Below are 13,470 nucleotides of genomic sequence, written 5' to 3'. Positions count from 1 at the left end.
TTTACATGACGAATTCGCCACGGCTAGATATCTTGGGAAAGGTGCCGCAGCAGGGAACTGCCCGGCTTGAAGGTCTGGATATGGACAATGGCAAGCTGACAATCCGCAAGCGCAAGACGCTGTCAGATCAGCTCTACGGTCAGATCCTCGAACAGATCGTCTCGGGAGCACTCAAGCAAGGCGAAAAGCTCCCATCGGAAAACCAGATCTGCTCGGCTTTCGGAGTGTCCCGCCCCGTGGTCCGGGAAGCCTTGCGCAAGCTACAGGATGACGGGTTGGTCGAGGCGCGGCGCGGCGTTGGCTCCTTCGTTCGCAAGCGCCCGCCGCAACGGCTGATCGAGTTTACCACTGCCGACAGCGTATCGGGCCTCATGCGGGCCATGGAAGCGCGAATGGTAGTGGAGAAAGCGACTGCAAAGCTGGCCGCGCAGCGCGCCGGATCGCGAGAGATTGCCAAGATCGAAGCCGCGCTGAAAACGCTTGAAAACCTGATGCGGCGCCGTGAAGTGGCGCTGGACGCGGATTTCGATTTTCACCTTGCGATCGCCGAGGCCAGTGGAAACGACGCCTTCGTCATCATGCTGAATGCGATCCGCGACGTGATGGAACGCACCATAGACGTCGCCCAAAGCCTCACACGCGAAGGCAGCCAGGCACGGATCGATCGGGTCACGCAGGAACACCGGCAGATATACGAAGCCATCCTTGCCCGCGATATCGACGCGGCAGGGCTGACGATGGCTTACCACCTGCTTCAGGCTCGTCAACGCGTAACCGACTATGCCCGCGAGGTCTGAGCGGGAGTATTCGCGCATCACACCGAGGAGCGCCATCTGAGTGCCTGAACGCGGCAAATTGTCCTTCGGAAAGGAGAAACCATGACAGTCACGACGCTCGAACAGGACAGAACCAGCGCCCCGGTGCTGCGCCTCAGCACGGGAGACAATATCGTTGTCGCCATTCGCGAAATCCCCGGGGGTACGGAACTTTCCGAGGAAGGCGTGACCACCCGCGAGAAGGTGCCGCAGGGTCACAAGGTCGCCACCCGTCCAATCCAGGCCGGCGCGCCGATCCTGAAATTCGAGACCGTGATCGGCTATGCCGCCCATGACATCATGCCGGGCGATTGGCTGCACAGCCACAATATCCGCTTCGACGCGGTCGAGAAGGATTACGCCTTCGCCCGCGATTATCGACCAACTGACATACTGCCAGAAGGGGAGCGGGCCCAGTTTCAAGGTATCCGCCGCGCGAATGGCAAGGTCGGGACGCGCAACTACATCGGCCTCTTTGTCACCGTGAACTGCTCGGCCACCGTCGCGCGCAAGATCGCGAATTACTTTGACGAGGAGCGGATCGAGGAATGGCCGAATGTCGATGGCGTCATTCCCTTCATCCACGAATCCGGCTGCGGGATGGAACTGACAGGCGAGCCGATGGACCTGCTGCGCCGCACGCTCGCCGGCTATATCCGCCATCCCAACATGGCTGGCGCCGTAGTCTGCTCGCTCGGATGCGAGCGCAACAACCTGATGCAGTTCTTCGAGGAACAAAGTCTGGCCGAGGGCAAGATGCTTCGCGGCATCACCATGCAGCATGTCGGAGGCACCGCGCGGGCCATCGCCGACGGAAAGGCCGCCGTACGCGAGATGCTGGAAGAGGCAAACAAGGTCCGGCGCGAGCCCTGCTCGGCCGAACATATTACCATCGGTATGCAATGCGGCGGATCGGACGGGCTGTCGGGGCTGACGGCGAATCCCGCCCTTGGGCACGCAGCGGATATCCTGATCCGCAACGGCGGTACCGCGATCCTGTCGGAAACGCCCGAGATCTTCGGGGTCGAGCATCTGCTGACCCGGCGCGCCCGTAGCGAAACGATTGGCCGCAAGCTGGTCGAGCGGATGGATTGGTGGCTGGATCATACCAAGGGCAAGGACACCCAGATCAACGGCGTGGTCAGCCCGGGAAATCAGGCCGGGGGGCTTGCCAATGTGCTGGAGAAATCCCTGGGCGGCGCCAAGAAAGGCGGCACGACCGGGCTGATGGAGGTTTACCGCTATGCCGAACCGGTGACCGAAAAGGGTCTCGTCTTCATGGATACGCCGGGCTTCGATCCGGTCTCGGCCACCGGGCAAATCGCCGGGGGTGCCAACCTGATCTGCTTCACCACCGGGCGGGGCTCCTGTTTTGGTTCCTACCCCTCGCCGACGATCAAGCTCGCCTCGAATACGCCCATGTTCACCCGGATGGAGGAGGATATGGACATAAATTGTGGCCAGATCGTCGATGGCGAGATGAGCCTCGAAGAGATGGGCGAGGCGATCTTTCGCAAGATCCTTGCCATCGCTTCGGGAGAGAAAAGCAAATCCGAAGCGCTTGGCGTCGGGGAAGAGGAATTCGCACCGTGGCCCATCGGGGTCACCGGATAGGAAGGAAAGATCATGTCGGACAGGACAAGACCTAACTACGTGAAACTGGTCGAGGATACGCCGCTGCCGCGCATCGCACTGTGCCGGCAAAGCTTTCCTTCCGACCATATCGAGGATCCGGCGGCAGCTGTGCATGACGAGATGGCAGGAGCGGATTGTGCCGCAAAGATCCGGCCGGGGATGTCCCTCGCGATAACGGCGGGCAGCCGGGGTATTGCCGCATTCCCCGAACTGGTGACAGCAATCGTGAAAGAGGTAAGGGCGCGCGGCGCAGAACCCTTTGTCGTACCCTCGATGGGTAGCCATGGCGGCGCGACCGCCGAGGGGCAGACGGCGGCGCTGGAAAAGCTGGGAGTGACCGAGGCCGTGATCGGCTGCCCCATCCGCTCCTCGATGGAGACGGTCGAGATCGGTCGGCTGGATAACGGCATGTCGGTGCGCATCGACAGGCTGGCTCATGAGGCCGACGGGATCGTGCTGTTCAATCGCATCAAGCCGCATACGTCATTTCGCGCGGCGAATGAAAGCGGGCTCGCCAAAATGCTGGCCATCGGCCTTGGCAAGCAATCTGGCGCCGAGGCATGCCATTCACGCGGGATCGACGAGGTGCCGGTCTATGTCGATCTGATGGCGCGGATGAAACTGGAACGCTGCAAGATCCTGTTTGGCATCGGCACGATCGAGAACGCCTATGACCGGCTGGCCCGTGTCGTTGTTCTGGACAGCGAAGGGATGCTGGAGGCGGAGCAGCCTTTCCTGCAAGAGGCGATGGCCAACATGCCCAGGTTGCCGCTTGGGCCAGTCGACGCGCCAACCGCTGCAGGAGATCTGGATGTGCTGGTCGTGGACCAAATCGGCAAGGAATTTTCCGGCACCGGTATGGATCCGAACATCACGCACCGCTTCTCGTCGCCCAAGATGCAGGCCCATGCGACACTCCGGATCGCGCGGCTGGCGGCGTTGGAATTGTCGCCGCGCAGTAACGGAAACGGTAACGGCGCAGCGCGGGCCGATGTGGTGACGGCACGTCTCGAAGCGGCGTTCGACCGTGAGGCGGTCTATGCGAATGCGCTGACCTCGACCGTGCTGACACAGGCCCATATGCCGATGGTCATGCCGGATGATCGCAGCGCCATCCAGGCGGCGGTCAAGACCTGCGGGGCCGAGGATATCTCGAATGCGCGCCTGCTGCGGGTCCCCAACACGCTGCATCTGGAATATATATACGCGTCCGAAGCCATGCTGCCCGAATTGCAGGCCCGACCCGGTATCGAGATCGTGGGAGCTTTGGAAGAGATGCGCTTCGAGGATGGCCGTCTGATCAATTCCTGGCCCGAGGCGCAATGACCATGGATTTACCGGAAGGCACGCGCCTGCATATTCACATCGATCCCGTCGGAGGCGCGGCGGGCGACATGTTCATCGCCGCGATGCTGGACAGTTTTCCGGCGCTGGAAGACCGAATCATGCGCGACATCGCCGCCATCCTGCCCGAACATGTCGGCCATGCCGCTTTGACCCGCGGGCTTAGCGGCGGCATGTCGGTGCAGCGCTTTGCGTTGGTAACGCCGGAGGACGGCCACCATCACGACCATACCCATTCGCACGACCATGACCATCACGGGCATGGAAACCATCGCCATGGCGAAGAAACAACCTACCGCGCCATGCGTGCCATGATCGAGGCGGCACCGCTCTCTGAAGGCACGGCCGAGCACGCCTGCGCCATTCTGCACCTGATTGCCGAGGCCGAGGCGGCAGCACATGACATTCCGATCGAGCGCGTCCATTTCCACGAACTTGCCGATTGGGACGCGCTGATGGACGTGACTGCTGCCGGCAGTATCGCCGCTGCGCTAAAGGGGGCAAGCTGGTCGCTGGCGTCTCTGCCCTTGGGCGATGGCATGATACAGACAGCCCATGGCATGCTGCCCGTCCCGGCCCCTGCAACGGCCCGGATTCTGCAGGGCTACACCTGGCATGACGATGGCGTGGCTGGCGAGCGCGTCACGCCGACAGGCGCGGCGATCATCGCTCATCTGACCCAAGGCAGACCGGGCCTCCGTCGATCTGGCCGCCTTGTGTCCATCGGCATGGGCGCAGGCATCCGAGACTTGCCCGACCGGCCGAACATTCTGCGAGTGACTGCTTTCGACATGGCCAATGCGCCCAGCCAGACCGACCAGGTGCTGCAACTGGCCTGCGATATCGACGACATGACGGGCGAGGAAATCGGGGCGGCGGTCGAGAGATTACGCGCCCTGTCCGGCGTGATCGACCTTGTCCTGCTATCTGCGCAGGGGAAAAAGGCCCGTCCGGTGACCCGCATGGAACTGTTGCTGAAGCCAGAGGCCGAGGCACGGATCGTCGAAGCCCTGTTCAACCAAACCAGCACCTTGGGCCTGCGCCGGACCGAGGTCACGCGGCTCATCCTGCCGCGCAGTGCCGATATCGCACCGGACGGCAAGACCAGGCGCAAAAGCACCATCCGGCCTTCAGGCGTCACCTTCAAGGCAGAAAGCGACGACCTCGACGGGGCCCCGACGCTGGCTGCGCGCCGTGCGCGGGCGCGTCTGGCCGAGAATGACTGAGCCGACTGGATGCTCGCCCCAAACGAATTAGGAGATTTGAATGAACGCCCGGATAAGCCGCACCTGCATGAACCACTTGCCAGACACCAAAGCCGTCAGCGGCGACCTGCTCCCCAAAGATCATGAGTGGCATGAAAACCGGTTGAAGCGGTACTCGCGCGCAGCCTTGACTGCAGGGGGGCTGGGGCTGGTCATAGTCTCTCCCGCGCTGGCCCATACGGGCCATGCCACCGGAAGCAGTTTCATGTCTGGGTTCCAGCACCCGCTTCTCGGTGCGGATCACGTGGCCGCAATGGTGGCGGTCGGGCTTTGGAGCGCCCTGTTCAGCAGACCCGCAAGCTGGGCCCTGCCGGTTGCCTTTCTGCTGGCGATGATCCTAGGAGGAGTTCTCGGAACAATGGGAATGCCGCTGCCGGGCGTTGAAACCGGCATCGCCGCTTCGGCGCTGATCATCGGGTTTGCTATCGTGCTGCGTAGCCCCTCTGTGGTCATGGCCACCTCCGTCGTGGCATTCTTCGCCATATTCCATGGACACGCACATGGAGCCGAGATGCCCGGCACCGCCAATCCCCTGATTTACGCGGCGGGATTCGTTCTTGGCACAGGACTTCTGCATCTGAGCGGTGTCGGCATTGGCAGTCTCATCCGTTCCAATCTGCTGGCCACGCGGACAGCGGGCACAGCAGTCGCCCTGACGGGCGCGGGTTTCCTGGCAGGAGTTCTGTAAGACTTATACGCAGGTCCTAATAACCCGCCGCCATCCCATCCTTGCGGCTATCAGAGGCACCGATCAGTGCACCGGTTTCGCCGTCGATCCTGATAGCCTGAGCACCACCGATCGGCCCGGGCGCCGTCGCAAGTCGATGGCCGCGCTTTTCCAAATCTCGGCAAACCACGTCCAGCAAGCCGGGCTCGACCTGCAATTCGCCGTCGAAGGCGAAAGTCCTCGGTTCTTCCATTGCGGTCTGGATATCCAGGCCCCGATCCAGCACGGCCGACAGGAAATTCGCGTGGCCCGCCGCCTGGTAATGCCCGCCCATCACCCCGAACGGCATCGTCACGCGGCCGTTCTCCCGCAGCATGCCGGGAATGATCGTGTGCATCGGGCGCTTACCCGGCCCGATGGCGTTAGGATGAGACGGATCGAGCCGGAAGGACGATCCGCGACTATGGAACAGCACCCCGGTTTCGGGATCGAGCCGCGTTGACCCGAAGGCGTGAAAGATCGAGTTGATGAAGGAAATCGCGTTGCCTTCCGCATCGACCACGCAAAGATAGATCGTATCCTTGTGCTCGGCCTCGGTCCAAAGGACCGGCTCTGCCGCACGCGCAGGGTCAATGCGCGCCCTCAGTGCCTCGATGACCTGATCCGATAGAAGTTGCTGTGCCACCCCTTCGCAATGGGCCGGATCGGCGATCAACGCATCGCGATGATGGTAGGCAAGCTTGGTTGCTTCGGCGAGCAGATGAACGCGATCCGCCTGCGAAACCTCGGGCCCCATATCGAAGCCTTCGAGAATACGCAGGATAAGCAGAGCTGCCAGCCCCTGCCCGTTCGGACCGCATTCCAGAACTTCGTGGCCATGGTACGAAGCCGAGATGGGCTCTTCCCAACGGGCAATCGACATCGAGTCATGGAAATCCTGCTCACGATGCAAACCGCCAAGGCCTTGCAGGTAGCGGGTCATCTTCGCTGCGGTCTCGCCCGTATAGAATGCCGCCGCTCCCGTTACTGCGATTTCGCGCAGGCGCGCGGCAAGCAGTGGCTGACGCATGATCGTGCCGGCACGCGGAGCACGGCCATCTGGCAGGAACAATCGCGCAGCGTGGTCGCCCGGCTGCAGGGTGTCACCGGACATGGCCCAGTCACGCGCCACCCGGGCAGTGATCGGGAACCCTTCCTCTGCATAGCGGATCGCGGGCGCGAACAGCCGATCAAGCGGCAAAGTCCCGTATTCGTCATGCAGCAGGCACCAAGCCGAGATTGCTCCGGGGATCGTCACGGAATGCGGGCTGGCTTGAGCCAACTCGGTGACTCCTTTTGCACGCAGCGCTTCCGGAGAGGCGGCGGCAGGAGCAGCCCCCGACCCGTTCAACGCCCTCACCTTGCCGCCCGCTGGCGCATATAGCGCGAAACAATCGCCACCAATGCCGGTCATATGCGTATCGGTAACGCATTGAACCGCGCAGGCGCAGATCGCCGCATCGGCAGCGTTGCCGCCTTCAGCAAGCACAGCAAGGCCGGCAGAGGTCGACAAGGGATGAGAGGTGGCAATCATTGCACGGCTGGCATAGCTGGGCGGCCGCCGTCCCGAAAGAAAGTCGAAATGCGTCACAGGATGTCCTCGATCAGAAATGATCCAGTTGCGTGGATCGCATCTGCCGGAGCGTGATGCAACTCTGCAGTGTAGTCAACTATCTGATCCGCGAGGACTTTTGAAACTGCCTCACCCGCAAATTCTACGCTGTGCCGCAAACTCGACGCCGGATTGTCATCCGGCGTCAGCACGTTTTACGCGGCAACCCCGTCAGGAACCTGGGCGCCGGTCATATAGGCCACAGCATCCGACATCGAATGTTCCTTGGGATCGATGATGGCAAGCCTGCGGCCCAACCGATGGATATGAATCCGATCCGCGACCTCGAACACATGCGGCATATTATGGCTGATCAGGATGATCGGCACCCCCCGCGAGCGCACGTCCTGGATGAGTTCCAGAACCTTGCGACTCTCCTTGACGCCAAGCGCGGCGGTCGGTTCGTCAAGGATGATCACCTTGGACCCGAAGGCCGCGGCACGGGCCACGGCCACGCCCTGACGCTGACCACCCGACAGGGACTCCACCGCCTGATTGATGTTCTGGATCGTCATCAGCCCCAGTTCTGACAGCTTTTCCCGGGCGAATTTCTCCATCGCCGGTCGGTCGAGCTGATGTAGCCATTTTCCCATGAAGCCAGGCTTGCGCAACTCACGCCCCATGAACATATTATCGGCGATCGAGAGCGCAGGGGACATGGCCAGGGTCTGATAAACCGTCTCGATCCCTGCATCACGGGCTTCGATGGGAGATGAGAATCTGACCTTCTTGCCCTCCAGCCAGACTTCGCCTTCATCCGGGATGACTGCACCACATAATGCCTTGACGATACTTGATTTCCCTGCGCCATTATCGCCGATCACCGCAAGGATTTCGCCCGGCATCAGGTCGAAATCGCTGTGATTGATCGCGGTCACCTTGCCATAACGCTTGACCAGCCCACGAGCCTTGAGAATGGGTTCCATTATGCAGACACCTTTCTGATCCATTGATCCACGGTCACCGCACCGATAATCAGCGCACCGATCAGCAGATAGGTCCATTGCGCATCCGCTCCGGCCATGCGCAGGCCCAGTTCGAACACACCCACGATCAGCGCACCAAAGAAGGCGCCAAGGATCGAGCCGCGACCGCCGAATAGCGAGATTCCCCCGATCACGACGGCGGTGATCGCCTGGATATTGCCGAAGGTTCCGGTGGTGGCCGAAGGCGAAACCGAACCGAAACGTCCGATCATGACCCAGCCCGCCAGCGCACAGATGAAGCCGACCAGCATGTAGACCGACATCAGCGTCTTGTTGACATTGACGCCTGCGAGCTTGGCGGCTTCGGGATCGTCGCCGACGGCATAGACATGTCGACCCCATGCGGTGGATCGCAGGCAATAGGCCAATACCCCGACCAGGATCAGCATCAGCACCACACCCAGGTTCAACTTGGCGCCACCCAACTCGAAGGTGCGACCGAGGAAGTGCAGGAAAGGCGCATCGGTCGATATATCCTGCGAACGGATCGTCTCGTTGGCGGAATACAGGTAATTGGCGGCAAGGACGATCTGCCACATGCCCAATGTCACGATGAAGGGCGGCAGCTTGACACGGCTGACCAGCCAGCCACTGATCGCGCCGATCCCCGTGCCAATGGCCAACCCGCAGATCACCGCGACCGGAGCCGGGATACCGTAGCGGAAGGTGAATTGCCCCATGACGACCGAGATGAATACCGCGATGGCGCCGACCGACAGATCGATACCGGCGGTCAGGATCACCAGCGTTTGAGCAGCCGCCAATACCCCGACGATCTGCACCTGCTGCAGGATCAGTGTCAGCGCATAGGCCGAGAAGAAATTGCTGCCCACGACGATGCCGAAGATGACGATCGAGGAAAGCAGCACGATCAACGGCACCAGCGACGGTGTGACGTGCAGCGCATGATGGAAATGGCCTAACAGGCCCTTCCCATGCTCTTCGAAGCTGGCGACCTCTGCCGACGCCGATTTGACGGCAGCCTCGTAATTCTCGTTATCTGACATGCGTTCCTCCCTTGTGCCCGCGGCCAGCGCCACGGCGGAACGGTTAAGTAGAAGGGGCAAGCGGAGGCCTGCCCCCAGTACCCACGGCGTTAGGATAGATCACGGTCGTGGCATCAGCCCCAGCACAGTTCCTTGCCCTCGGCGACAGAGATCGACTCTATCCCCTCGGCGGGCGCATCGGTAACCAGTTCAACTCCCGTATCGAAGAAGTTCTTCCCCTCTGTCGCCGTCGGCTTGGTACCGTCATCGACGAAAGCGGCAATTGCCTCGATCCCCTTGGAGGCCATCAACAGCGGGTATTGCTGCGAGGTCGCGCCGATCACCCCGGCCTCGACATTCTCCACCCCGGGACAGCCTCCGTCCACAGACACGATGGTCACGTCACTTTCGCGCCCGACGGCCTTGAGAGCTTCATAGGCCCCTGCCGCAGCGGGTTCGTTGACAGTATAGACCATGTCGATGAAAGGCTCCTGCACAAGCAGGTTCTCCATCGCCTTGCGGCCACCCTCTTCGTTGCCCTGTGTCACGTCATTGCCGACGATACGGGGATCTTCCTCGTCACCCCATTTGTTCGGATCACCGACATCGATACCGAACCCCGTCAGGAATCCCTGGTTGCGCAGCACGCCGACGCTTGGCTGGGCAATATCGATATTGAGCAGGGCAATCTTGGCATCGGCCGCCGCATCTCCCATCGTTGCCTTTGCCCATTGCCCGATCAATTCGCCGGCGAGGAAATTGTCGGTCGCGAAGGTCATGTCCGCCGCGTCGATCGGATCGAGCGGCGTATCGAGAGCAATGACCAGAATGCCGGCGTCGCGCGCCTGCTGGACAGAGTCGACAATGGCCGAACTGTTGGACGGCGTGATCAGGATACCCTTGGCTCCGCTGGCGATACAGGTCTCTATCGCGGCAACCTGCGTTTCATTGTCGCCATCGAGCTTGCCGGCAAAGGTGTTGAGTTCGATACCGAGCTCGTCGGCCTTCGCACTCGCGCCCTCCCGCATCTTGACGAAGAACGGATTGGTATCCGTCTTGGTAATAAGACAGGCCTTCGCCGGCTCTTGTGCCTGCGCCAAACCAGCGCTTGCCGCAAGCACGGATGCCGCCAGGGAAAGGCGAATAATAGTTGATTTACGCATGACGTGATCTCCTCCATCACAAGCGGGCTGGCTGCCCGATCTATCGGAAATAAGCATTGCAAGGCACCACTTGTCAATAACTCAATCATGTTTATTAATAAGGAAAAGGGAGACTTCAACATGCCGAATGATCGCGAACATCCCGACGGGCTCAGCCGGAACGAACGTTCGATCCTCGCACTCATACGACGACACGGCCCCATGCCTCGCGCAGCATTGGCGCAAGCGACGGGCGTCTCGGCACAAGCCATGACAAACCTTACTAGAAAACTGATAAAAAATGGATTATTGACAGAGCAGGAGGTCGTAAGGGGGAAGGTTGGCCAACCTTCCACGCCGCTTTCCCTCGCACCTGATGGCGCCCTGTTCCTTGGCCTGAAACTGGGCAGAAAACTCGTCGAGCTTGCCTTGGTGGACTTTACCGGACAGATAAAACTCCACCGGCAGGAGGTATTGCCGAATCTGACCCCAGATCGGGTCCTTAATTTTGCGCATCACGGGATTGCCACATTCCATTCCTCATTGTCACCGAACATGCGAGAACGAATCACGGGGCTGGGAATCGCTACACCTTTCCGGCTCTGGGATTGGGGCGAAGAGATGGTCGATTGGCGCGGATTCGATCTTCGCGGTGAGCTGGGGCGTGAACTGCCCTTCCCGATCTTCCTGGAGAACGACGCAACTACGGCTTGCGGGGCCGAACTGATCTTCGGACGAAATAGTCTTCCCGCGGATTTTCTGCATATCTACATCGCGCATTTTCCTGGCGGCGGGATTGTCCTGGACGGAAACTTGCGGTTTGGACCGCGGCGAAACGCGGCGGCTCTTGGCTCAACTCTTTTACCCGGCGGCGAACAACTTCTGGATCGAGCTTCTGTCGCCGTGCTGGAACGTCGCCTCGGCAGACCTCTTCCGCCAGATGACTCGGGATGGGACCCTGACGAAACTGTCGAATACGCATGGGCAGAAGAGGCTGGAGAAGCATTGGCATTCACCGCCCTGGCCGCGGTCTCGATTGTAGATTTTCCCCTGGTGGTCATCGATGGCGCCGTCCCCCCCGCGACACGAACCCGCCTTGTCGAAGCGACTCGCAAAGCATTGGCCGCATTGCCCGCCGAGGGAATCGACCGCCCACATGTTATGGAAGGCAGTATGGGGCGAACAGCCCGTGTTCTTGGCGCGGCGGCACTCCCGTTGTCACATTTCTTCCAACCGGACGGGGCGCTGTGCAAAAGCTGATACTTGTTGCACCGTGATCGCTATCCGCAGTGTTGGTACTTCCGATCATGGCGAGCCTTCATCCATCATCGACATTCATCACATGGTCGGGATTGTCTGGCATTCCGAAAGCTGCGGATCCAGGAAATTACGCACCGTCGGTGGCAACTGACGAGAGTCGACTGGCAAGATGCCGCAGTTTCGCAACAAGATACGGTAGTCGACATCACGCCCCAGATATCGCCAGATCATGCGCGAGCTGTAGGGAAGATTTTCCTTGCGCCATGAAACTCCAATCGTGATGCCTTTCAAATAGACATGTTGATACTCACCAAACGGTGTCAGAATGGTTTCGGCGATCATTGATTGCGGGCCGATCATCCTGCCCGCCCCGGAAAATCCGGATCCACTGCCCGATTACATACAGCATCTGCCGGGTGAGACACGGCGAACGGTCGAGCGCGATATGAGCAAGGGGTGACGAGCTATCGGATTCATGAGGATACCGGGCTGGAGGAACATCCTGGCAACCATCTCGCGACACGAGAAATCCGTGACGAGCTGTGCTCCATCAGGCAGGATGATCCGCTTTCCATGACCGGCACGGCGTCATGGGCCTGCTATCTTCAACGGCCCGGCTGGTCCGTGCGTACTGAAATAGAGACACGGCTGTCCTGCCCGGCGAGATCGCCGGGCATTCGGACATTCACGACAGGCCCGCGCAGCGTTGCTCGTTGATGAGTCTCCAGAAATCGTCAACGATTGCCCGGGTGGTTTCACGGTGACGATAAATGCGGATCTCGATAGGCAGGGTCCATTCGCGTTGATTACTGGCCCGGATCAGCCGTCCGACCTCGAGATCACGACGGATCAACGCCTCTGGCAGCCAACAGACCCCCCAACCGGCCAAGGCGCATTGCCTTAAACCGTCGCTGATGGTGCTTTGGTGAACGACTTGCCGCTCCATACCGGGCGAACGACCGAAGATCCTTTGCAGGGCAACGCCGAAAAAGGAACTGCTTCCATAATCCAGATAGGGAAGCGGGACCCCGAGGCGGATCGCCTGTTCGATGAGCCCCTCGTCATGATTGTGCGGAGCTGCCGCCAGATTGAGTTCCGGTGCCGCCACCGGAACCAAGGTTTCCGTGCCCAATCTCCGCCATTCGAATGCAGTCGGGTCCAGCAGCATCGGCACGAAGGGATGGGCATAGGTCAGGAACAGATCGACCTCGCCACTTACCAGTGTATCAAGGTTTGCCTCTATGCCCCCCCGATCAGGGATGATCGCACTCAGCAAATCAGGCAACTTCCTGCGTGCCTGTTCAAGCAGCTCCGGCAAGAACGTCACTGTCAGCGTATGTAACGCCGCAAAGGTGATCCGCTTTTCCCGCGCCTCCTGTTCGGGATGCAGGGTGTCACGCAGATTGTGTAAAGCCCGGATGGTTTCCTGTGCGACGGGCAAGAATGTCCGCCCTTCCTCGGTCAGCTCGGCCGGAAGGCTGGCACGGCTGACCAATGGCGCTCCGACCCATGCCTCAAGCTGCTTGATTCGACGGCTGAACGCGGATTGGGTGACATTCCGCGCTTCGGCCGCGCGCGAAAAGCTGGCAGTGTTCGCGAGCATGACGAAGTCTTCCAGCCATTTCAGTTCCACATTGCGTCTCCAGATGTGCATTTTTTCCGGTGTTAACCGTTGATTAATAAAAACTATGCAGAAATGGAATGTTCTTTGCCGGAACT

12 protein-coding genes are annotated in these 13,470 nt (G+C 60.4%); 6 read left to right on the top strand and 6 right to left on the bottom strand.

Going from position 1 to position 13,470, the window contains the following annotated elements:
- The first annotated feature begins 5 nt into the window (after window positions 1–5).
- The 5 genes from JHX88_RS00655 to JHX88_RS00635 all read left to right on the top strand — a co-directional run bounded on the left by JHX88_RS00655 (window position 6) and on the right by JHX88_RS00635 (window position 5,747).
- The gene (locus tag JHX88_RS00655) at window positions 6–797 is read left to right on the top strand and encodes a FadR/GntR family transcriptional regulator (protein ID WP_272848147.1); all 792 of its coding nucleotides are present in this window, start codon (window positions 6–8) and stop codon (window positions 795–797) included.
- Window positions 798–878: 81 nt separating this feature from the next.
- Window positions 879–2,429 (top strand): UxaA family hydrolase, encoded by a 1,551-nt coding sequence (locus JHX88_RS00650; protein ID WP_076522325.1) that lies wholly within the window; start codon window positions 879–881, stop codon window positions 2,427–2,429.
- 12 nt (window positions 2,430–2,441) lie between these two features.
- Window positions 2,442–3,776 carry a nickel pincer cofactor-dependent isomerase, group 22 gene (locus tag JHX88_RS00645; protein ID WP_076522324.1) on the top strand — a complete coding sequence of 445 codons (1,335 nt, stop codon included), beginning with the start codon at window positions 2,442–2,444 and terminating at the stop codon, window positions 3,774–3,776.
- Between the two features lie 2 nt (window positions 3,777–3,778).
- Window positions 3,779–5,020 carry a nickel pincer cofactor biosynthesis protein LarC gene (larC, locus tag JHX88_RS00640; protein WP_076522860.1) on the top strand — a complete coding sequence of 414 codons (1,242 nt, stop codon included), beginning with the start codon at window positions 3,779–3,781 and terminating at the stop codon, window positions 5,018–5,020.
- A 40-nt stretch (window positions 5,021–5,060) separates the two neighbouring features.
- Window positions 5,061–5,747, top strand: coding sequence for a HupE/UreJ family protein (locus JHX88_RS00635; protein ID WP_272848146.1), 687 nt, complete (start codon window positions 5,061–5,063; stop codon window positions 5,745–5,747).
- A 16-nt stretch (window positions 5,748–5,763) separates the two neighbouring features.
- On the opposite strand, the gene JHX88_RS00630 is transcribed toward JHX88_RS00635, so the two are convergent.
- From JHX88_RS00630 to JHX88_RS00615, 4 genes are all read right to left on the bottom strand, one after another.
- Window positions 5,764–7,356, bottom strand: coding sequence for a gamma-glutamyltransferase family protein (locus JHX88_RS00630; RefSeq protein ID WP_336389918.1), 1,593 nt, complete (start codon window positions 7,354–7,356; stop codon window positions 5,764–5,766).
- A 176-nt stretch (window positions 7,357–7,532) separates the two neighbouring features.
- The gene (locus JHX88_RS00625; protein WP_076522323.1) at window positions 7,533–8,303 is read right to left on the bottom strand and encodes an ATP-binding cassette domain-containing protein; all 771 of its coding nucleotides are present in this window, start codon (window positions 8,301–8,303) and stop codon (window positions 7,533–7,535) included.
- Window positions 8,303–9,370: an ABC transporter permease gene (locus JHX88_RS00620; protein ID WP_076522322.1), complete on the bottom strand. Its 1,068-nt coding sequence runs from the start codon at window positions 9,368–9,370 to the stop codon at window positions 8,303–8,305. The genes JHX88_RS00625 and JHX88_RS00620 overlap by 1 nt, the downstream gene beginning before the upstream one ends.
- Window positions 9,371–9,483: 113 nt before the next feature.
- A complete protein-coding gene (locus JHX88_RS00615) occupies window positions 9,484–10,512 on the bottom strand; it encodes a sugar ABC transporter substrate-binding protein (RefSeq protein WP_076522321.1) in 1,029 nt (342 codons plus the stop codon).
- Window positions 10,513–10,632: 120 nt separating this feature from the next.
- Here JHX88_RS00615 and JHX88_RS00610 point away from each other — a divergent pair, with 120 nt between their 5' ends.
- Window positions 10,633–11,751 (top strand): ROK family transcriptional regulator, encoded by a 1,119-nt coding sequence (locus JHX88_RS00610; RefSeq protein WP_176011375.1) that lies wholly within the window; start codon window positions 10,633–10,635, stop codon window positions 11,749–11,751.
- A gap of 78 nt (window positions 11,752–11,829) precedes the next feature.
- Here the strand turns inward: JHX88_RS00610 and JHX88_RS00605 are convergent, their stop codons facing one another.
- Window positions 11,830–12,111 (bottom strand): hypothetical protein, encoded by a 282-nt coding sequence (locus tag JHX88_RS00605; RefSeq protein WP_141225713.1) that lies wholly within the window; start codon window positions 12,109–12,111, stop codon window positions 11,830–11,832.
- A 325-nt stretch (window positions 12,112–12,436) separates the two neighbouring features.
- Entirely contained in the window at window positions 12,437–13,384 is a 948-nt protein-coding gene (locus JHX88_RS00600; protein ID WP_076522854.1) for a LysR substrate-binding domain-containing protein, read from the bottom strand.
- Between the last annotated feature and the right edge of the window lie 86 nt (window positions 13,385–13,470).

It is taken from the genome of Paracoccus saliphilus, from assembly GCF_028553805.1.
GTDB lineage: Bacteria > Pseudomonadota > Alphaproteobacteria > Rhodobacterales > Rhodobacteraceae > Paracoccus > Paracoccus saliphilus.
Note: the sequence above shows the minus strand (reverse complement) of the source record. Positions and strands in the feature narration are given on the sequence as shown.

Bases quoted from the DNA above. Each gene is read 5' to 3' on its own strand.
- JHX88_RS00625 (WP_076522323.1), bottom strand. From the start codon at position 8,303: ATGGAACCCATTCTCAAGGCTCGTGGGCTGGTCAAGCGTTATGGCAAG.
- JHX88_RS00620 (WP_076522322.1), bottom strand. From the start codon at position 9,370: ATGTCAGATAACGAGAATTACGAGGCTGCCGTCAAATCGGCGTCGGCA.
- JHX88_RS00610 (WP_176011375.1), top strand. From the start codon at position 10,633: ATGCCGAATGATCGCGAACATCCCGACGGGCTCAGCCGGAACGAACGT.
- JHX88_RS00650 (WP_076522325.1), top strand. From the start codon at position 879: ATGACAGTCACGACGCTCGAACAGGACAGAACCAGCGCCCCGGTGCTG.
- JHX88_RS00615 (WP_076522321.1), bottom strand. From the start codon at position 10,512: ATGCGTAAATCAACTATTATTCGCCTTTCCCTGGCGGCATCCGTGCTT.
- larC (WP_076522860.1), top strand. From the start codon at position 3,779: ATGGATTTACCGGAAGGCACGCGCCTGCATATTCACATCGATCCCGTC.
- JHX88_RS00655 (WP_272848147.1), top strand. From the start codon at position 6: ATGACGAATTCGCCACGGCTAGATATCTTGGGAAAGGTGCCGCAGCAG.
- JHX88_RS00635 (WP_272848146.1), top strand. From the start codon at position 5,061: ATGAACGCCCGGATAAGCCGCACCTGCATGAACCACTTGCCAGACACC.
- JHX88_RS00605 (WP_141225713.1), bottom strand. From the start codon at position 12,111: ATGATCGGCCCGCAATCAATGATCGCCGAAACCATTCTGACACCGTTT.
- JHX88_RS00645 (WP_076522324.1), top strand. From the start codon at position 2,442: ATGTCGGACAGGACAAGACCTAACTACGTGAAACTGGTCGAGGATACG.